The 21,755-nt window shown below is 22.6% G+C and carries 20 protein-coding genes; 18 read left to right on the top strand and 2 right to left on the bottom strand.

Annotated features, from left to right (window positions below; all coding sequences use genetic code 4):
- Nucleotide 1: 1 nt before the first annotated feature.
- From gltX to AACK92_RS05550, 18 genes are all read left to right on the top strand, one after another.
- On the top strand, nucleotides 2-1,429 hold the full coding sequence (gene gltX, locus AACK92_RS05635; protein ID WP_339020850.1) for a glutamate--tRNA ligase: 1,428 nt from the start codon (nucleotides 2-4) through the stop codon (nucleotides 1,427-1,429).
- Between the two features lie 10 nt (nucleotides 1,430-1,439).
- Entirely contained in the window at nucleotides 1,440-2,621 is a 1,182-nt protein-coding gene (locus AACK92_RS05630; protein ID WP_339020848.1) for an HD domain-containing protein, read from the top strand.
- 30 nt (nucleotides 2,622-2,651) lie between these two features.
- Nucleotides 2,652-3,086, top strand: a complete 435-nt coding sequence (rpoE, locus tag AACK92_RS05625) for a DNA-directed RNA polymerase subunit delta (protein WP_339020846.1) — start codon at nucleotides 2,652-2,654, stop codon at nucleotides 3,084-3,086.
- 65 nt (nucleotides 3,087-3,151) lie between these two features.
- Entirely contained in the window at nucleotides 3,152-4,744 is a 1,593-nt protein-coding gene (locus tag AACK92_RS05620; RefSeq protein WP_339020844.1) for a CTP synthase, read from the top strand.
- Between the two features lie 47 nt (nucleotides 4,745-4,791).
- On the top strand, nucleotides 4,792-5,313 hold the full coding sequence (locus AACK92_RS05615; RefSeq protein ID WP_339020842.1) for a hypothetical protein: 522 nt from the start codon (nucleotides 4,792-4,794) through the stop codon (nucleotides 5,311-5,313).
- 84 nt (nucleotides 5,314-5,397) lie between these two features.
- Nucleotides 5,398-6,291 carry a class II fructose-1,6-bisphosphate aldolase gene (gene fba, locus AACK92_RS05610; RefSeq protein ID WP_339020841.1) on the top strand — a complete coding sequence of 298 codons (894 nt, stop codon included), beginning with the start codon at nucleotides 5,398-5,400 and terminating at the stop codon, nucleotides 6,289-6,291.
- Nucleotides 6,292-6,317: 26 nt separating this feature from the next.
- A complete protein-coding gene (locus tag AACK92_RS05605) occupies nucleotides 6,318-6,491 on the top strand; it encodes a helix-turn-helix domain-containing protein (protein ID WP_339020840.1) in 174 nt (57 codons plus the stop codon).
- A gap of 54 nt (nucleotides 6,492-6,545) precedes the next feature.
- The gene (locus tag AACK92_RS05600; protein ID WP_339020839.1) at nucleotides 6,546-7,385 is read left to right on the top strand and encodes an SPE_1075/MLC_0560 family membrane protein; all 840 of its coding nucleotides are present in this window, start codon (nucleotides 6,546-6,548) and stop codon (nucleotides 7,383-7,385) included.
- 654 nt (nucleotides 7,386-8,039) lie between these two features.
- The gene (gene rpmE, locus AACK92_RS05595; RefSeq protein WP_422397864.1) at nucleotides 8,040-8,330 is read left to right on the top strand and encodes a 50S ribosomal protein L31; all 291 of its coding nucleotides are present in this window, start codon (nucleotides 8,040-8,042) and stop codon (nucleotides 8,328-8,330) included.
- Nucleotides 8,331-8,419: 89 nt separating this feature from the next.
- Nucleotides 8,420-10,270, top strand: coding sequence for a hypothetical protein (locus AACK92_RS05590; protein WP_339020838.1), 1,851 nt, complete (start codon nucleotides 8,420-8,422; stop codon nucleotides 10,268-10,270).
- An 8-nt stretch (nucleotides 10,271-10,278) separates the two neighbouring features.
- The gene (locus AACK92_RS05585; protein WP_339020836.1) at nucleotides 10,279-11,226 is read left to right on the top strand and encodes a bifunctional oligoribonuclease/PAP phosphatase NrnA; all 948 of its coding nucleotides are present in this window, start codon (nucleotides 10,279-10,281) and stop codon (nucleotides 11,224-11,226) included.
- Between the two features lie 20 nt (nucleotides 11,227-11,246).
- Nucleotides 11,247-11,849 carry a thymidine kinase gene (locus AACK92_RS05580; RefSeq protein ID WP_339020834.1) on the top strand — a complete coding sequence of 201 codons (603 nt, stop codon included), beginning with the start codon at nucleotides 11,247-11,249 and terminating at the stop codon, nucleotides 11,847-11,849.
- An 11-nt stretch (nucleotides 11,850-11,860) separates the two neighbouring features.
- Nucleotides 11,861-12,946 (top strand): peptide chain release factor 1, encoded by a 1,086-nt coding sequence (prfA, locus tag AACK92_RS05575; protein WP_339020832.1) that lies wholly within the window; start codon nucleotides 11,861-11,863, stop codon nucleotides 12,944-12,946.
- A 2-nt stretch (nucleotides 12,947-12,948) separates the two neighbouring features.
- Entirely contained in the window at nucleotides 12,949-13,776 is an 828-nt protein-coding gene (gene prmC / locus AACK92_RS05570; RefSeq protein WP_339020830.1) for a peptide chain release factor N(5)-glutamine methyltransferase, read from the top strand.
- 4 nt (nucleotides 13,777-13,780) lie between these two features.
- Nucleotides 13,781-15,088 carry a hypothetical protein gene (locus AACK92_RS05565; RefSeq protein ID WP_339020828.1) on the top strand — a complete coding sequence of 436 codons (1,308 nt, stop codon included), beginning with the start codon at nucleotides 13,781-13,783 and terminating at the stop codon, nucleotides 15,086-15,088.
- A gap of 313 nt (nucleotides 15,089-15,401) precedes the next feature.
- Nucleotides 15,402-17,099, top strand: a complete 1,698-nt coding sequence (locus tag AACK92_RS05560) for a hypothetical protein (protein WP_339020827.1) — start codon at nucleotides 15,402-15,404, stop codon at nucleotides 17,097-17,099.
- Nucleotides 17,100-17,110: 11 nt separating this feature from the next.
- Nucleotides 17,111-19,198 (top strand): hypothetical protein, encoded by a 2,088-nt coding sequence (locus AACK92_RS05555; protein WP_339020826.1) that lies wholly within the window; start codon nucleotides 17,111-17,113, stop codon nucleotides 19,196-19,198.
- A gap of 41 nt (nucleotides 19,199-19,239) precedes the next feature.
- Entirely contained in the window at nucleotides 19,240-19,926 is a 687-nt protein-coding gene (locus tag AACK92_RS05550; protein ID WP_339020825.1) for a hypothetical protein, read from the top strand.
- 55 nt (nucleotides 19,927-19,981) lie between these two features.
- On the opposite strand, the gene AACK92_RS05545 is transcribed toward AACK92_RS05550, so the two are convergent.
- The gene (locus AACK92_RS05545) at nucleotides 19,982-20,149 is read right to left on the bottom strand and encodes a hypothetical protein (RefSeq protein ID WP_339020824.1); all 168 of its coding nucleotides are present in this window, start codon (nucleotides 20,147-20,149) and stop codon (nucleotides 19,982-19,984) included.
- Between the two features lie 120 nt (nucleotides 20,150-20,269).
- Nucleotides 20,270-21,721: a hypothetical protein gene (locus tag AACK92_RS05540; protein WP_339020823.1), complete on the bottom strand. Its 1,452-nt coding sequence runs from the start codon at nucleotides 21,719-21,721 to the stop codon at nucleotides 20,270-20,272.
- Nucleotides 21,722-21,755 lie beyond the last annotated feature (34 nt).

The following is a 21,755-nucleotide window of genomic DNA, read 5'->3' as shown; positions in this document are numbered from 1 at the left end:
AATGAATAAATTTAGACTTAGATATGCACCAAGTCCAACAGGATTTTTACATATTGGAAATACAAGAACAGCATTAATGAATTATTTATTTGCAAGGCATTATGGTGGAGATTTTATTTTAAGAATTGAAGATACTGATATAGAGCGAAATGTAGATGGAGCAATTGAATCACAATTTGATAATATGCAATGATTAGGAATAATTCCTGATGAGTCATTTAGAAATCCAAAAGATAATTATGGTAAATATATGCAATCTCAAAAATTTGAAGTGTACAGAGAATATGCGAATAAGTTAGTAGAAAATAAAATGGCTTATAAATGTTATTGTACTTCTGAAGAATTAGAAAAAGATCGTGAGTTACAATTAGCAAAAGGAATTTTAGCACCTCGATATAATAGAAAATGTTTATTAAATAAAATTGAAGATGATTCAAAACCATTTAATATTAGATTTAAAGTTACTGAAAATAAAATTTATAAAATAAATGATATTGTTCGAGGAAATGTAGAATTTAATTCAAAAGAAATAGGAGATTTTGTAATATTAAAATCAAATGGAATTGCAACATTTAATTTTGCTGTTGTAATTGATGATTATGATATGAAAATTACCTATGTTGTAAGAGGTGAAGAACATATTTCAAATACTCCAAGACAATGTATGATTTATGAAGCTTTTGGTTGAAAAGAACCTATCTTTTGTCATTTGACTTTAATTGTTGATGAAACTAAGAAAAAACTTTCAAAAAGAAGTGGCAATGCAATGTTTTTTATTTCTCAATACAGAGAGCAAGGATATCTTCCAGAAGCAATTTTTAACTATATTTCATTATTAGGGTGAAGTCCTAATAGTGAACAAGAAATTTTCTCAAAAGAGGATTTAATAAAAATTTTTGATGAGAAAAGATTTTCTAAATCACCAAGTACATTTGATATGGTAAAAATGAAATGAATTAATAGTCAGTGAATTAAAAATATGTCTGAACAAGATTATGTAAAATTTGTAATTAATTTTGTTGATCAAAATAAGTTTAATTTAAAAAATAAATATGAAATATGAATAAATTCAGTTTTATTACTATTTAAAAAAGAATTAGAATATGGTTTGCAAATAAATGATCATTTGGATATATTCTTTGATAAAAAAATAGATATAAAAACTAAAGAAACTTTAAAAGAATTTGGAAATTTAAAGGAAATGATGTCTTTTTTAGCAAAAGAAATAGAAAATATTAAGGATTTTACAGAAGAAAATATTAAAAAATTAATTAAAGAAACTGGTAATAAATTTGAAAAAAAAGGTAGAGAATTATTTATGCCAGTAAGAATTTATACAACTTTAAGTGAACATGGTCCTGAATTAGCAAAAACAATTTATTTAATTGGTAAAGATAAAATTTTAGTTAATATAAATAGCTTTAAGTAAGAGGTAAGTTATGGAGAAATTTATAAGAGATAATGTTCATGGAGAAATTTATATAGAGGATAAAGTTTTCCTAGAATTAATTGATACAGATGAGTTTCAAAGATTGAGAAGAATAATTCAACTTGGAGGAGGACAATTTGTTTTCCCAAGTGCAAATCATACAAGATTTTCACATTGTATTGGTGTTTATCATGTTATTTGCAAATTTCTTGAAAATGAAAAAATAAATAAACATATTTCAGATAAAGATAAAAGAGTATTAAAAATAGCAGGTTTACTTCATGATATAGGTCATGGACCTTTTTCTCATACATTTGAAACTATTTCATCAATAAGTCATGAACAATACAGTGTAGATTTAATAAAAGGTGATACTCAAATAAATAAAGTATTATTAAATAATGGAGTTGACCCAAAAGAAGTTGTTTCTGTAATTGAAGGAAATCACAAAAATAAAGTTGTTAATTTATTAGTATCTAGTCAACTTGATGCAGATAGATTAGATTATCTTCAAAGAGATTCAATTGGTGCTGGTGTTAATTATTCTAAACCTGATATTGACTGAATAATTAGAAATGCAACAATTCAAGAAGATAAAATAGTTTTTGCAAGTAAATCTTTAAATGCAATAGAAAATTTTTTATTAGGTAGATATCATATGTTTAAACAAGTCTATGAGCATAAAATTTCTACTGCTTTCGATAATACTTTTAAAATGTGATTTAAGAGATTTAAAGATCTTTATATAGCAGGGTTTAAATTTAAAAATTCACAAATTGTAGAATTATTTAGAGAAGTATTTGAAAAGAAAACAATGCCTTTAGATAAATATATATTTTTAGACGATTATACTATGTTTGATATATTTAAAATCTTAAAAAAAGAAAATGATGAAATACTAATGGATTTATCAAATAGATTATTAAATAGAAAATTTTTAAAAGTTTCATATGATATGACAGAAAAAGATTTTAATAAATTAAAATCTGAATTTAAAGGAGAAACCAAGTATTATTTTGATTGTGTAGAAATAAAAAATGTATTTATTTATAAAGATAGCATTGGCAAAAAAGATGAAAACATTTATATTTTAAAAAATGATAAATTAAATAATCTTAAGGAATTATCAGAAATTTTAAATATTGATTGAGAAAAGAATGTAAAAAAAGTTTATATTTTTCCCAATGTATAATGTAAAATAGAATTTATGGAGGAAATTGTTATGAACAAACTATCACCAATTAATTTGACTTATGATTACTTAAATGAATGCAAAGACAGTGCTTCATTTGAAGATATCTGAAATACAATTTCAAAAGACATAAGTGGAGATAATGATAGCAAAAATGAAATAATAGCTGAACTTTATAGTGATTTAGTTTTAGATAATAGATTTGCATTAACATCAGATGGTAAATGAGGTTTAAGAGAATATCTTAAATTTGATGATGTTAAAAAGCAATATGAATATGTTGATAAATTTGAAACAACAGAAGAGTTTGGAGATCTAGAACCTGAATCTATACTTGGTTTAGATACATATGATGAAGATACAACTGAAGGTGTTGGAAAAATGAAAAATCTATTAAATCTAAATACAGATGATGATTCAATAGATTCAACTATAGATGACGATGATGATGAGGAAGATTATTAAAATTAAACTTAATTATAAGTAGTTTTTATCAACTACTTTTTATTTTTAAAGGAGAAAGTTAAATTATGACAAAACATATTTTTATCACAGGAGGAGTAGTTTCTGGACTAGGAAAAGGTATTACTGGAAGTTCTCTTGGAGTACTTTTAAAAAATAGTGGATTAAAAATATTTATGCAAAAATTTGATCCATATTTAAATATTGATCCAGGTACTATAAATCCTATAGAACATGGAGAAGTTTATGTAACTGATGATGGGGAAGAAACTGATTTAGATTTAGGACATTATGAAAGATTTATAGATGTTAATTTATCAAAAAATTCTTCAACATCAGCTGGAAGAATTTATTATGAAACTTTAGAAAAAGAAAGAAATGGTAAGTATGGAGGAAAAACAGTACAAGTTATTCCTCATATTACTAATGAAATAAAACAAAAAATTTATAAAGCAGAAATTGAAAGTAAAGCTGATGTAGTTATTACAGAAATTGGGGGAACTGTTGGAGATATTGAATCTCAACCTTTTTTAGAAGCTTTAAGACAAGTTAGAATGGAAAAAGGTAAAGAAAATGTAATGTTTATTCATGTTGCATTATTACCATATTTAAAAGTTTCAGGAGAATTTAAAACAAAACCAATTCAACATTCAGTTAAAGAATTATTAAGTTTAGGAATACAACCAGATGTTATTGTTGCAAGAAGTGAAATGGAGTTTAATCAAAAATTAAAAGATAAAATATCACTACTTTGCAGTATTCCAGTAGAAAACGTTATTGAATGTCCAGATAGTGACTCTATTTATAAAGTACCTTTAATTATAGAAAAAGGTAGTTTGCATAAAATTGTTGCAAAACAATTAAATTTAAAGTTAAAAGAAACCAAATTAGAAGATTGAAAAAAATTAGTCAATAATATTGATAATTCAAAAGATATTCTTAAAGTTCATATTGTTGGAAAATATGTTGAATTAAGTGATGCTTATTTATCTGTAATGGAATCATTAAAATTTGCGGGATATGAAATTAATAAAAAAATAAAATTTATTTGAGTTAATGCTAGAAAACTTACAGAAAAAAATATTGAATCTGAATTATCAAATGCTCAAGGAATTTTAGTACCTGGAGGATTTGGCGAGGATGGTTTAGAAGGAAAAATTTTAGCAGCTAAATATGCAAGAGAAAATAATATTGCTTATTTAGGAATTTGTTTAGGTATGCAAGTAGCTTGTATTGAATTTGCAAGAAATATTTTAAAATTAAAAGATGCTCATACAACAGAAATTAACCCTGATACAAAAAATCCAATTATTGATATTATGGAAGGTAAAAATAGAGAAAATATTGGAGGAACATTGAGGTTAGGAAGATATATTACTTCTTTAAAAGAAGGCACTCTTGCACATACTCTTTATAAAGAAAAAATTGCTATTGAAAGACATAGACATAGATATGAATTTAATAATCAATTTAGAAAAGCTTTTGAAGAAAAAGGAATAATTTTTTCAGGTTTATTTTTAGAACAAGATTTAGTAGAAATTATTGAATATCCTAAAAATGATTTTTTTATAGCTTGTCAATATCACCCAGAATTTACATCAAGACCTAATAGACCAAATCCTTTATTTATGGGATTTATAAATGCGATTAACAAAAAATAATTATATATTTTTTGTTTTTTTATTTAAAATTAAATTAGGAGACAGATATGAAAAAAATAACTACAAAAAATATAGCAATTTGTGGATTAATAATATCATTTATGTTTGGTATTGGTGCTTTATCTTCATTTATTTCAAATATTAGTGGTAAAAATATTTTTCAAATATCAGATACGATTTATTTATCTTTATTAAATTTTTTAAACCCTTTTTTATTAATTATTTCAGCATCTATTTCAGGAGTACTAATTGATTTATATGCAGGAGGATTTATTTATATGCCTATAACTATAGTTGTTAAAGTTCTTATAGGTATTACTTTTTTACTTTTAAAAAAAATTATACCTTTATATTTAAATATAATTATAAGTTATATATGAGTATTTATATATGTACTATATGCATTTTTAGTTTTTGACTCTTCTATAGCTATTGTAGAAGTTATTACTGATTCAATTCAATATACATTTACAATTGTTTTTGCGATAATATTTTATTTAAGTTTTAACAAAGTAAATTTAAAACAAAAAATAATTGCTAAAAATGATTTAGAAATTGAAAAATTATAATAAAGCAAGAAAAACATATATTAAGTAAAGATAAAGGGGTATAATGTTAAAGTATAAAATATCTTTATAGGAGGAAATAGAAATATGTCAAGAATTTATCATTCAAAATTAGTGAATGCTACAAAAATGGTTAAAGAAGCACATACAAATAAATATGCTATTGGGCATTTTAATATTAATAACTTAGAATGAACTAAAGCAATTTTAGAAGCAGCTCAGGAATCAAAAACACCTGTTATTATTGCTACTTCAGAAGGAGCTTTAAAATATATGGGAGGAGTTAAAGTTGTTGTTGGTATGGTTAATGGTCTATTAGAGTCATTAAATATTACTGTACCAGTTGCTTTACACTTAGATCATGGTCAATCAATTGAGGTTGCTAAAAAATGTATAGAAGCAGGATATTCATCAGTTATGTTTGATGGATCACATTTACCATATGAAGAAAATATTGCAAAAGTTAAAGAATTAATGGAATTTGCAAACGCTCATGAAGTATCAGTTGAAGCTGAAATTGGTTCAATTGGTGGAGAAGAAGATGGTGTTGTAGGTGAAGGTGAATTAGGAGATCCAAAGCAAGCAGCTGAAATGGCAACTACAGGAATATCAATGTTAGCTGCTGGAATTGGAAATATTCATGGTAAATACCCAGAATGATGAAAATCATTATCATTTGATACACTAGAAGAATTACAAGCAGCGTGCAAATTACCAATGGTATTACATGGAGGATCAGGAATTCCTCAAGATCAAGTTGAAAAATCTATTAAATTAGGAATATCAAAAATTAATGTTAATACTGAATTACAATTATCATTTAGAGATGCTACAAGAGAATATATTGAAGCTAAGAAAGACTTAGATGATGAAGCAAAAGGATTTGATCCTCGTAAATTACTTGCACCAGGATTTAAAGCTTTAAAACAAACTTTTTTAGATTTAACAAAAGTGTTTGGTTGCCAAGGTAAAGCAAAATAATTATAAAATATTAAGGAGAAAAGAAAATGAACTTAACAGTTGAAGAAAAAGTAAAAATTATTAATGACTTTAAAAATAGTGGAGTTACTGCAACTCAATTTGCACCAACTAGAAATGTAAGTGTTATTTCTCTAAGAAATTGAGTTAAAAGATACGAACAAGGTGGAATTGAAGCTCTTAAAACTAAATATGAAAAATAGGTTTTTTGACTATTTTTTTATGTAAAAATATCTGCAAAAAGAGAGAAAAATAAAATGAAGAAATGAATTGAAGAAAATAAAATCTATTTAAGTAATCATTGATTATCTATTTTAGCAAAAATTATATTAGCTTTTTTAGGTCTTTTTATAAGTTGTTTTGGACTTGCCTTATATCAACAACCAGCTGTTGGGGGTAGTCAAATAGATTGAACACTTTATAATATAATAGCAACAATGACACCATATGGAAGTGATGGTTCAATGTTTGGAGAAAAATTTGTTTCAATTTATCCTATAGCATTATTAACTTGTAATATTATACTTATTTTATTTGCTATAGGATTTTCTATTAAACCTTCAATTGATGATTATAAATTAACAAAGAAAAATAAAATTTGAGTTTTGTTTGTTTGAATGATAATAGCTGATCTTATAATAACTTTTAGTATTCCTTTTATTATAAAAATGTTTATACCTATTGTTAGTCAATGAGTTTCTAGAGAAGGAAAATCAATTTCCTCTTCAATTGGAATTAGAAATTGATTATTTATAGCAGGATTTCTTTGTTTTGTACTTGGAATTGGTTTTTGAGTTAAATCTGGATGAATGTTGGGTCCATTTAATAATATTTGTACACAGTTTTTAAGATTAACAAAATTAAATTATACAATTGGTAGATTAATTATTGATATATTTATATTTTCTTTAGGCTTTGCTTTTTTTCCTTTTATAAAAGGTGATTCTACAAAATTGAATTTTTTTCTTACAAATTTTGGTCTCGGAACAATATGTTTTACATTTCTTGTTGGCCCGCTTGTTAATTATTTAATTTTATTTTTAGATAAAATTTGTAATTATGAAAAAATGAATAATTTAACAAATAAAAGTAGATAAACATAAAAATTAAATTTTGAAAGTATTAAAAAAATATAAAATAATAAAGCAATTAATAAATATTGTATAAGATAATATATTGAGTTAGTTTCTCTAGGAATAGAACTATCTAGTCTCTATAATTTTTATTTATATTTTTTAAATAAATCCAAAAAAAACAAGCATTTATTAATTACAACTTTAATTTTTTCTAAGTTATTTTAAAAGATAACTTATTTAGTGTTTTTAAATTTATAGAAAAGTTTTTACTTTCAATATTTCATCTATTTGAAGGTAACTTGCAAATATTAAGATATGATTAAATCCAGTTATGTATATTTCAATTTTTGTATTTATAATACTATTTTTTTTGATATAACTAGAAAAATTATAGCTGTTAAAGTTGAGATAAATAGAGAATTAGGAATTGAATATGTTATTTTTCAAAGAGTTTTATATTTGATGGAGAATTAACTATTCTTGGAGCTATTTGCAACTGTATTTCTTGATAAAAAACTTGAAATGACTATAGTAGTATTTTTCTTAATTTTGTTGTTAGTGCTTTTATTTAAAAAATTTTTTATTAAATAAAAATATTAAAATAAATAACATTTTAAAAAAATATGGTATTATTTATTTTGTATTAGAAAACTTTAAATAAAGGAAGGTGAAAACATGCCAAAAGCAAACATACATCCACAATATTTTGAAGCTAAATTTGTTTGTACAACTTGCAGCAATGAATTCATATCAGGATCAACAAAAGGTGAAGAAGTAAGAATTGATACTTGTTCAAATTGTCATCCTTTCTACACAGGAAAACAAAACTTTGCAAATGTAGAGGGACGTGTTGAAAAATTCAAAGAAAAATTTGCTAAAAAAGATGCAAAACTTGCTGAAGTTGAAAAAGCATCAGCTGCTCAAAAAGCTGAAAATCAAAAAAAATCAAAAGAAGCTAAAAAATAATTTAATACAAATAACTAGACTAGTAATTGGTCTAGTTTTATTATTTTTATTTAAAATGTTATACAATATTAAAGTTATGGAGGTTTTATATGAGTTTTACAATTAAAAATGCTAAATTTTTTAATAGAAAATTAACACCTAAAAGCATTACTTTTAGAAATAATGATTCTGAGAAAACTACTGTTATTTCTTATGATAAAAACTTAAGACGTAACTTTAAAAATATTTTACAAGGTAAATATCTTGTAAAAAATGGTTTATTTAAAATTGATGGATATGATAAAGTTAATAAACAGTGAACAAAACGAAAAGTTGCTGTAATTAAAGCAAATACTTTATTTAGAAAATGACCAGAAAAATTTTGACTATATACATCATTGCTTTTAAATAAAAACTTTTATAGTAAGGCAAAAATTAATTATATAAATAAAAAATATTCTTATTTATCTTTTATAACATCTAAAAATAATAAAACAGATTTATTAATGAGAGATAAAATAGAAACTATGATTTCAAAATTCATTGAAAACTCTTTTGAAATAGAAGAACAATGAGTCTCAGAATTTTTAAATCAAATAGTTGAATTTAACAATACAAATTTACAAAAAAGCTATGGAGATATGGAAGAACATATAAGAATTATTATTAAAGATTATTATTATCTAGTTGAAAAAACTCAAAATTTAGAACTTATTCAAACATTCTTACAAACTCTTTTTGATAAAGTTTATACACTTATGGAATTATCATCATTGTGTACTTGTGAATATGTAACAAAAAAATCAAAAGATAAGCAAAAAAGAAAATTAGCTAAGGAATTAAATTTTCACCAAATTAATTTTGTAACTAGAAAACAATTAAAAATAATAGATTTAAAAGTAAACAACATTAAAACAAAAATCTTAAAAAACAATTTCATAATTAAAAATCTTAAAAAACAAATTATTTTTGAATTAAATAAAGCTGAAATCGTTAAAAAAAGAATAAGAAATCTTGATGAATTATTTATATGAAGAAAGGCTTCTTATGATCAAAGATTTGAATTTAAAAAGAAACAAGAAAAAATGTTTTTTGAAGGTCTTTCAGATGAAGCGAGTACTTTGAGAGGAAAAATTGTTGAAGTAATGCACAAATATCATAAAAGAGTTTTAAATGATGATTGTGAAAAAGGAGATTTAGAAGAATTTAAAGTTCATAAGGCTCGATTAAAAAAAGATATTTCATCAATTTATAAGCAATCAACTTTATTTATTGATGAAACATCAAAACAACTTGGATTTGAATTTAATTTATTATCATTTAAATTAAGTAAAATGGAAGAAATTTGGTTTCAACTGTTAACTGCAATATATTTAAAAAAATATAATTTTATTTTTTATAATGTACTTGCTAAATTAAATTATAATGAAAAGCAAAATTTGTTAGCTGTAATTGATAATTTATTTAATTTAGATTCACATTTTTCAATAGTTTTTATTGAAGAAGATATTAATGAAATTCCTGAATTAAATAAGAATATTTATTTAATAAATGACCAAGAAATTATTGAAAGCAGTTTAGAAGATATTTTAAAAAAATATTGATCAACTTATGGTGGAGATTTTTTTGCAAAAAATAATAGATTTAGTTATAAATATGATGGTAAAAAATTAGAAACTATGAATGAAACAACTAAAACTCAAAGTAATCTTTTTGAACAAGTAGGTAAATTAGTTATTAATCCAATGAAAGTTCATACCAATAAAAAAGAAAATAAAAACTATATTTTAGAATTAGTTGGAATAATTATTAAAAATAATAAATTTGTTGATCCAAATATGTATGAAGCTTTAATGAAAGAAACTAATTTAAAAATATACTTTTATTCAACTGAAAAATTTGAAATAGATAAAAAAGTTAAATTATATATTGGAGAAGATTCAATTTTAAAAGTTATGTAAGGAGAATTATGGAATTAAAAGGTAATGAATTAACTTTAATTAAAAAAATTAAGGAATATAAAAATATAATAATTGCAAAACATGTTTCTCCTGATTGAGATACCCAAGGAAGTGCTTATGGATTGAGAGAAATTATTTTAAAAAATTTTGAAAATAAAAATGTATATGTTGTAGGAGAAAAATTAAATTTAGCTTTAAGAGAAGAAGACGAATCTAAGTTAAATAAAGATATTATTTCATCATCACTTTTAATTACTGTTGATGTGGCAAATTTTGACAGAGTTGATTTTTATTTTAAAAATGAAGTTAAAGAAGTTTTTAAAATTGATCATCATTTAGAAGTTGATGAGTTTGCAGAAAATAAAATAGTAGATGTAAGTGCAATAGCTTGTACTCAAGTTATTACGCTATGAGCTAATCAACTTAATTTAAAAATAACAAAAGATGCTGCTACTTATCTTTATTTTGGTCTAATAACTGATTCAGGAAGATTTCTTTTTGAAAAAACAAATGGAAGTACTTTTCAAGCTGCTAAAATTTTATTAGAAGCTGGTGTTATAATTACAGAAATATATTCACAATTATTTCTAAAAAAATTAAAATTAGCAAAATGACATAATAAAGCTTTTAATATGGCTAAATTTTATAATATAAATCAAATAGCTTTCATAAAAGTTAAAACAAAAATTTTTAAAGATTTAGATCTTGGCGAAGAGGAAATTAAAAGTGCTTTAACTGTTCTATCAGGTATTGAAGAAGTGAAAATATGAGCTCTTGCGTATAAAACTGTTGGTAGTAATAAAGTAAAACTTTCAATTAGAAGTAGAGAATTTGATATAAATTCAGTGGCAGTAAAATATAATGGTGGAGGTCACAAATTAGCATCAGGAGCTAAGCTTGATAGTTGAAGGCAATTAAATTCTTTAATTAATGATTTAAATAATTTAATTGAATAATATATAAGGGGAAAAATAATATGACATATAGAATGAATTTTAATAGTAAAAAAGGATGAATTGAATTAATTACAGGGTGTATGTTTGCAGGAAAAACTGAAGAATTTATTAAAAGATTAAAAAGATATAAATATGCTCAACAAAATGTTTTGGTATTTAAGCCACTAATTGATGATAGATACTCAAAAAAAGATATATTTTCTCATTCTGGAATGAGCATTGAGTCTATTCCTGTTAAAGACAGTAAAGAATTATTAGATATATTTTATAAAGAAAATAAAAAAGAAAAAATTGATATAATAGGTATTGATGAAATTCAATTTTTAGATAAAGATATAGTTGAAATTATTAAAAGATTAGCTGATGAAGGTATAATTGTAGTTGTAAATGGTTTAGATAAGGATTTTAAAAATGATCCTTTTCAAAATGTTGATAAATTATTAATAGAAGCTGAATATGTAGATAAATTAACATCAATTTGTCATTCTTGTGGTGGTAATGCAAATAGAACACAGAGAATAATTAATGGGAAGCCTGCAAAAGCAAATGAGCCAATTATTGTTATATCTGCAGATGAAAAATATGAAGCAAGATGCAGACATTGTTATATTAAACCAGAATAGGAGAATGGATTATGAATAAGAAAACCTTAGAAGCATTAGATGTTATGGAAAATAGAGTAATTTCTATTGATGAAACTATTCAAAAAGAAGAAATTTTAAAAGATATTAAACTTCTTACAGAATTAAATAAAGAAAGAGCAAATCTTGAAGAAATAGTTAATAAGTATAAAGAATATAAAAAAATAAATAAGGATATAGAAGAAGCAAAACAAATTTTAGAAACTGAAAAAGATGAAGAGATGAGAAGTCTTGCAAAACTTCAATTAGAAGAAGCACAAGAGAGAATAACTCATGTTGAAGATGATCTAGAACTTTTATTACTTCCTAAAGATCCAAATGATGATAAAAATGTTATTTTTGAAATTAGAGGAGCAGCTGGTGGTGATGAAGCAAATATTTTTGCAGGAGATCTTTTTAGACTTTATACAAAGTATGCAGAAAAAAATAATTGAAAAATAGAAGTTATGGATATGAATGAATCAACAACAGGGGGATTTAGTCAAATTTCATTTATGGTAAAAGGAGATAAAGTATATTCAAAAATGAAATTTGAGTCAGGTAGTCATAGAGTACAAAGAGTACCTAAAACTGAATCAAAAGGAAGAATTCAAACATCAACAGCCACTGTTGCGGTTCTTCCAGAAGTTAGTGATGTTGAAGTTGATATTAAAACAGCTGATTTAAGAATTGATACTTATAGAGCCTCAGGAGCTGGAGGACAGCATATTAATACAACAGATTCAGCTGTAAGAATTACTCATATTCCTACTGGTATTGTTGCTGCTTCACAAGATGGAAGAAGTCAACATGATAATAAAGATAAAGCAATGACATTACTAAGAGCAAGAATATATGAAGCAGAACTTGAGAAACAACAAAGTGAAGCAGCAAGTTTGAGAAAAAATGCTGTTGGTACTGGAGCAAGAAGTGAAAAAATAAGAACATACAATTATGCACAAAATAGAGTTACTGATCATAGAGTTAATTTAACATTAAATAAATTAGATCAAGTAATGGAAGGTAATTTAGATGAAATTATTATTGAACTAATAAATGATGAACAAAAAAATCGAATCACTCAACATATAGAGGGTTAATTATGAATATAAATAGTTTAAAAGAAAAGTATGTTTCAAAATTATTAAATTTAAATGAATTTAAAGAAATAATTATTAATATAACAAATAAATCTGATTTTAACTTTGTAATCAATCAAAAATTATCAAAGAAGGAATCAGATTCATTTTTAAAAATTATAGAAGAGATTAAAGAAACCAAAAAACCTATTGCTTATTTATTAAATAATAAATATTTTTATAAATATGATTTTTATATAAATGAGAATGTATTAATACCAAGACCAGAAACAGAGTTAATTATTGAAGAAATTTTGAAATATAATTTAGATAATAAAAATTTATTTGATATTTGCTGTGGAAGTGGATGTATTGGTATTACATTAAAAAATTTAAATAATGAAATTAATTTATATATGAGTGATATATCAAAAGAAGCTTTAAAGGTTTCTGAAATTAATTTAAAAAAATATAATCAAAAAGCAGAGATATTTTGCTCAAATTTTTTAAATGTTTTTGATGAAACAAAGATTATTCCTGATTTTATTACAATAAATCCTCCTTATATAGATATAAATTATTCTAATATTGGTGATTATGTAAAAAAATATGAACCTAAAATTGCTTTATACGCAGATAATAAGGGTTTAAAATTTTATATTGAGTTGTTTAATTCTTTAGACAAATTATTTAGTTTAAATAAAAAATTAATTATAGTTTGTGAGTTTGGATTCAAACAAAAAGAAGAAATAGAGAATATTTTTTCATCAAAAATAGTAAAATATAATATAGATTTTAAAAAGGATTATTCAAATAACTGAAGATTACTTATTATTAAATGTAAGGAGTAGTATCATGGATAAATTAAAAGATAATTTTATAGCTGATAATTATAAAAATAAAAATTCTTTACTGATTAAATTCTCAGTGCTTTTTGTATTTTTATTTATTCCAACTATTACTTATCTTGTAATTTTAAGTATTAATCCTTCTCTTAAATATTATTTTAATAATTTAAATGTAGTAGAAGAGAATTTTGGTAAAAATGTAATTGCTTATAAATGAGAAATAGAAATATTTGCTTGATTATCAATTTCTTTTTTAATTATAGGTATTATAATGTCGTTATTTTTAATTTTATTTCTAAAATCAAAATTAAATAGTTTGTATAAATTAATATATATTATTTGTATAGCTTCTTTTGCTGTAATAGCAATAGTTTTTATAGCTATATCAGAATATTCTTATTCTAAATTTTATAATTTATTTGAGTTTTTATATCAAGACGAAAATATAGATTTATTTAAAAATGAGAATATTAAAAGTATGCAAAATGTTTTTAGAGATATGTATAAAGGTGATAATGGCAATAGTTATAACTATAAGTGATCTACTGATACTTTAACTTGATGATTAGCTATTTTTAAAATCATAGCAGTAATATTGTGTTTTAATATTTGACTAAAAAATAATACAAATAAGATTTTTACAATTGAAAATGCTTATAGAAATATAAATAAATCTAAAATTAAATATTTTATTAATAAATTTTCATTAAACACTCGTAAAAATATTTTATTTTGATTAATTATTGCAACAACTTTAGTTTTTATAGCTCCTTTAATTTATATAATTAACATTTCTTTATTAAGTTCAAAAATGAGTTCCATGTTAAATTGAACTTTTATAATACCTGATCTTTACAAATCTATCTCAGGTGATACTGTTACAAAGATTGAAGGATCATATTTTTCAATTAAATTTTTACCAATAATTGTTTCAGGATTTTTAATATCAAATATATTAATATCATCTATTGCATATATTCAAAATTGAAGAAGCTCTAAAAAAACATTTGCAGTTGAATTTACAATATTAATTGTTGAGATACTTAGCGTACTTATAATAATTGCATATTCAACACACGAAGCACAAAGATTAACTGGTCTTTGAAATAATGAAAAAATAACAATTAGTCCTAAAGCATATGATTCAAAATATTTAGAAAAAATTTATGGTTCTTGATATTCTCCTACAACTATTTATCAAAATCCATGAATGTCAGGATTAAAATATGTTTCTCAAACAGTTATTAGTTTAAGTTTTTTAGCAACAATTTATATAATTTTAGGTATTAGATTTAAAAAAACAAAGGAGAAATAATAAGTATATTAATTAATAGTTTTAACTTTTATAATACAATTTTTAGAAGGTGTTTGATTTTATATTTACACTAGTGTATTATTATATGTTTTTTTGTGCTATAATATATTTGTAAAAGTTAATAAAAGAAAAGACGGGGTCTTTAAACAGTATTTGTAGCTAGTTTACTTATCTCTTCTTTTTAATTTGTTAAATTTACTAATAAAAAAACTAATATACTATATCAAAATATGATCATTATTGCAACAAAAATGAGCAAAAATTTAAAAAATATGGTATAATTATTTTGAGTTAGGGCAGGGGGCAATTCATTATGTATGTAAATCCATTTGAAAGAATGAAGAAAAAACATGAGGAAGAAGAAAAAAAACGTTTAGAAATTGAAAAACAAAAACAAAAATATGTTAGATTAGGAGAACAAATGGGCTTTACAAATAAAAGAGCTTTAGTTCCATCATTAATAAAAACTTTAATTGGAGAAGAAAGAATTTCAGTTTCTAATAATAACTATCAGAGTAATAACTATGAAAATATTTTATATTCAAAACCTAAATATAATTTACAAAATCAAATGAATAATTTTGAAAGTCAAAATAAAAGAGCATATCCATTTAATGAAATTCCCTCTCCAATGTTTGATTATTCAGAGAATAAAACACAAATAAATTCAAATAAAGATTATGAAAAGGAGTTTTCAAATCAAAATTATAATTTGGAAGATGAACTTTTATTACAAAAATCATTTGATGAAAAATTTGATCAATTATTTGAAGGTGAAAAATTTCAATATATTAATAATAAAATCATTAATTCAAATGATTATAGATTAAAAGAAGCAAATGGAGAATTAAATAAAAAAAATATTTTATTAATAAATCATCCAGAATTAATTGTTGAAAATAAATTTGAAAATCTAATTAATATAGATTTAGAAAAAGCTATACATTATTCTTATCCATGTTTATTTATATTAAAAAAATTTATAAATAATTTGCCAAATCAAATAAGTTTGGAAGATAAAAAAGTTCTTTGAGAAAAAACATCATTATTTTTAGCAGCAACAGAATGAGGAAAAACAGATTCAGAATTAAATTATATAATTGAGGATTTAAATTTAATTGGTGATCCTTTTAATATGTTTTTAGATGAATTTAAAGATTTATTTAATTCATATAATTTTAATGAAAAAATAAATTTAATTTTAACTAATTCTATAGGTTTGGAGTTAAATAAAATATTATATATTAATGATTTTATATTTAATTGGCTAATGAAAATACCAAGTGTATCATGTCAATTAAATATTAGTTTAAATAATTTTGATAAATCATTAATTCAGGAATTATCAGAAGTATATGATTATATTGTTTTTGATCAAACTTTAAATATAGAAAAAAAATTAGTAGAAACTAATAAAAATAATTCAAATATCTATAATCAAAATTTGCAACAACAAGATAATTTGAATCAATCTTATAAATCAGAATTAAAAAAAGTGCGTGAAGATATTTTCAATTGGCAGCAAGAATCTCAAAATAGAGCTAATATGCAAGAAAGAGAAAATATAAATAATAATTTTAATTCAAATTATCAAGGTCAAATTCAGGAGAATGAAAATTATAATCTAGGAATTGATTCTAAACTAAGAATTAATATGGAAAAGGTATTGGAGTCAAGAAAACTTGAAATTATTGAACAACAAAAACTTGAAGAACAAGCTTTGTTGAATAAAAAACGTGAGTCAGAATTTAATCCTTCAATAATTTCTAAAAAGGATGTTACTTTAAATCCTTATGCAAATCCGTTTGCAAACGAAAGAAATTTTAAAACGTCTAATGATGAACAAAATTTCAATTCTAGATATGAAAATCAATCTCAACAGAACTCAAACAATATAGGATCTACTTTAATTAATAGATCACCAATTAACATTGCAGAATCAATGAGAAAAAAACAAGAAAATCAAAAAAAAATATCAGTTTCAAATAAATGAAATAGATTTAAAAATTAGGAGGAAAAATTATGTTTGCAATATTTATTATCTGTGCATGATCATTAACATTAGTTTCAGCAACTGGATTATTATTATTTGGTTCTATGTCTTTAATATCAATGTTAACTGCAACAAACCCAATAGCATTCATTTCAAAAATTTTAGAAATATTAACAAAATCACTATTTACACCAGTTTATGGTCCAAATTTAGTTATTAATTCTTCAACTAAAGGAGCAAGTTCAAGTAATCAAATAGCTTTAATTATATGAATTGCTATTTCATTTTCAGTAGCAATATTATTAATTACTATTTCAATTATTGAATTATTAAGATTAAAAAAACACCAAAAAATTTCAAAACCATATATTAAAGTTACAATGGTAATTTTATCAATTGTATTATTATTAACAGGACAATTATTATTAGTTTTAGCTTCAATTTTAATATTATTAGCATTTATTTTACTAGAAGCAATATTATTTGATTCAGAAGCTTTAAATAATTATGCTGAAGAAAGAAATTTAATTTTAATTTATAAAGAAGAGAAAAAATTTGAAAAAGAGGTATCTAAGCAGGGAAAGTTAGTTGGCAGCGTAGAACTGAAAAACCTTCAAAAGGATTTTCAAAAGGAGAATGAAAAAGTAAAAACAGAAGATAATTCTGCGTTGCCAAATTTAATTAAAAATCAATTAAAAGAGAATTCATTTTCAGAACAAGAAAAATTAAATATTGTTGATAAATTTAATTCTAATGTTACTAAGGTAAACTCTATTGCTAAAAAGTTAAGAATGCCAAAAAGTTATTATATTTCATATATTAATGAGAAAAATAAAAATAATAAAAATAATAGCTTGAGTGTAATTACAGAAACTGATGATAATAATGTAGTTGATTTACAAGAATCAATAGATATTAGTAATGAATCTAATAAATTAAAGGACAACATTTCTCAAAGATCAAATCTATCTTCAGAAATAATAATTCTGGGAACAAACGCAGAAGAAAATTTAGAAAAAAGTGATGTAAATTCTAATCAAGTAGTTTCTTTTGAAAAAAATGTTATTGAAATTAAAAATCAAGCTAAAGAAGAATTGTCTTTAAAAATTAATGAAAATACTTTAACTGAATTATCACAATCAAGTGAAGTAAGAGATAAAGAAAATAATAAGTTACTTTCTTCTCAAGAATTAGTTTCAAACATTTCTAAATCTGAAAATATTGTTCTTGATGAGAATTTATTAATACAAAAACTTGCAAGAGCTGTTAATATGGATTTAAATCAATTAACAGAATCTAAAGAACCAGATGCAGATAAAAATTTAATTTATTCAGATTTTAATTTTGATCAACCAGATTTAGTTAATCAAGTTTTATTTAAAGAAGTAAAAGAAAATAATAAAGAACTTGAAAATCCAATTTCTCAAATATTTTCTTCAGTGCATAGTTCAATAAATAATAAAAATAATATTGATGAACAAAAAAAAGTATTAAAAAATAATGAACCTGTTTTTGGAAGAATAGAAGAGCATGAAACTATTAAACCTATAGTTGAAGATTCTGAAGTTGTTAGTGAAAAATTAAATCTTATAATAGAAACTCCAAGTTTTGTTGCCAAACCAACATGATTAGTTAAAGAAAATATGGAGTCAACAATTAAAGAAACAATTAATCAAAATAGATCTTCACAAAATTTAGTTGAACACAATGTTATAGTAAAAGAAAATTCAAAACCAGTTCTTGAATCAAGTAGTTTAGATGAAGAAAACAAAAAAATTAATTTAGTGCATAATTGTAATAATGATTTTCAAACTGAAGAGTTAAAAAAATATATTTTTAAAAAAGAAGAAGAATTATTAAATAGACTTGAAACTGATATTAATTCGTTTGATTTAAATAAATTAAATACTATTGAAGAGAGAATATTTAATTTAGAAAGTTTAATTGAAAGTTTAGGAAATAAAGTATTTAATAATCAAGTAATACAAGATTTTACAAGAATTAATAAACAACTTGAATCAATTTCTAAAGTTGTAAATGAACTTGAAAATAATACACCAAAAGCAGTTATAAATAATTTAACAGCTAAATATAACTACAATAAAAATAATGGATAACCATTATTTTTTTTGTTAATCTTATATATAGGAGAAAAAGTATGATTAATTGTATAACAAATTTAGTTGAAAGAGATGAAGAGTTTAATTATTTTATTAAAGAACAAGTAAAAATATTTCCAGAAAATTTAAAACAATTTATAGATAAAAGAAAGATAAAACTACCTTTTGTAAGTAAGATACTTGAAGAGTGTTTCCCCTTTTTGCAAAACAAATTTATCAAAAAGGAAATAATTGAAAATTATATAAAACAAGGTGAATGTGTACATAAAATTATTTCTGAATCAATAAATGAGAGAAGAGATTTTAAATTAAATTTAATTATAAGAGATTGTAAAAATTCTAATCATATAAATATTGCTAAAAGAATAATTACAGAATTAAATTCTTTTATTTATAAATATGATATTGATCAAATATTTTCAGAAAAGACATTTTTTTACACAGGCTATGATTGTAACTTCTTAGGAACAATAGATATAATTTTAAAATCAAAAGATATTTTTTATATAATGGATATTAAAACAAGTAAAGTAAATTATGTAGAGAAATACAATGCGCAATTATTTTTATATAAAAAAATGTTTGAAAATATTTCAAATAAAACTGTTAAAAATTGCTTTATTTTAAATCCTAGAGAGAATAGGGTTTTAATGGAGTATGAGAAATTATCCAAAAATGAACAAACAAGAGTTATTTCAAAAATAAAGGAAATGGAGAAATATTAAAATAAAAAACTATAATGTTAATATCATATTTTTTTATTGATTATTTTCATAAAATCTAATTTAAATTTCTTTTGTCTAAAATTTTATTAATAGCTGATTGAATATCATCGTTATAAAATATTACACTATATTCAAATTTATTTATAGAGTCAGTATATGTATACATATACTTTTTAGTCATAAATTCATTAAGGTTTTCACTTTTTATTGAATTTGATAACACTGCTTTTAAAGCTTTTTCTTGAGAAGGGAAATAAATATAATCATTAGATTCTTGTACAAATACTTTATAAACAATATATCGACCATCTGAAATTATAGAGTCATAAGACTTTTTAAGATTTTAGTTTCAAGTATTATATTCATTTTTATGTACCATTTTTGAATTTAATAAAATAGAATTTTGCAATTTCCTAATGGCTTCTTCTTGAGATTCTCCACTTTCAACAGATTCACCAAATACGTTAAAAGCAATATATTTTTTCTTTAAAGTTTGTCTACTGTTTATAAAAGTTCTTTCCATTGCTTCTTCATATGTATCTGATAAAAGTTTCCCATCTGGACTTGATCCATAAAAGAATTTTAAAACTGTACTAAATTTTCCTTGTAATGGTAAATATGTATTAAGTTGATTTTTTTCTACATAAAAATCTGGTATTAATTGATACATAGTTTTACCTTCAATTATTTTTGGACTTTGTAAAATTCTTTGTTTTACTAAAAGTCAATCATAGTAACTTTTAATTAATGAATAACTATGTCCTTTAGAATAATTAATATCATATATTAAATCTTTATATACTGATCCATCAATATTTTTAGTAAATTTTTCTTTTAGTAGATCTTTGTAGTTAAATTTTATATTTTCATTAGTTCCAAAATTTATAATATTTTTTTCAAAGTATTCTTCAAATCATGAGTTATAAACTTGATTTTTTTCTTCTTTTGTTACTTCATTTAAAGAATATCTTGGCCCACTAAGATTAATTGAATTTATATGATTTTTCTTTTTCTCATTATAGTAATTTTTTAAAGTTGATTTAGTTCCATCTTTATATGTGTAAAGATCAAAACTAGGTTCTCACATTCCTGAAGCTTTTCCATGTCAAGGGTAAAGACTAATTCTTGCTCTTTCAACTTTTCCAGTTTTAGGATTTATCAAATTTACTCATATTTGTCAAAAATATCTACCTCATCATAATGTTTGTTCTTTATTTGATTTTGAAGTGTCTCATTTATTTATATTTCTAAAATCATTTAACATTTCTTGATAACTATTATATTTTTGATCCAAAATAATTTCTGCTTCCTTGTATTCAAAACTAATATCTTCTCGTTGTCCTGGAAAAGATACTCTAAATTCGTTATATTGTTTTGGAGTTATTTTAAGTTTATTTATGTATTGTATTTTTGAACTTTTATAAAAGTAAGAATCTAAAAAGTTATTTCGTAGTTCTCTTTGTAGTTTTTTAAAAAGAGTTTCCTTATCTCCATACTCTTTAATAGGTTTTAATAATCTTTCTCCCTCAATATTTTTTTCTTTATTTACAAAATAACCTTCATTAAAAGTACTTAATAAATTATTTATATCTTTAATATTAAAAGCATTATAATATTTATTATTATGAATATAATAAAGCGAACTTCTAATTTCCATTTTATCTTTTTGATTTATTTTAGCTTCTTCTGGTTTATCAAATCAGTCTACTTCATCATAACTGTATTTTTGTTTTACAAGTCCTGCATTAGTATATGTATCTAAAGCACTTTTTTTTAGTTTTTGTAATATTTTCAAAGGCATCTCGATATATTTTTATATAATTGTCCAT

This window comes from Spiroplasma endosymbiont of Atherix ibis (assembly GCF_964020005.1).
Classification (GTDB): domain Bacteria; phylum Bacillota_I; class Bacilli_A; order Mycoplasmatales; family Mycoplasmataceae; genus Spiroplasma_A.
Note: the sequence above shows the minus strand (reverse complement) of the source record. Positions and strands in the feature narration are given on the sequence as shown.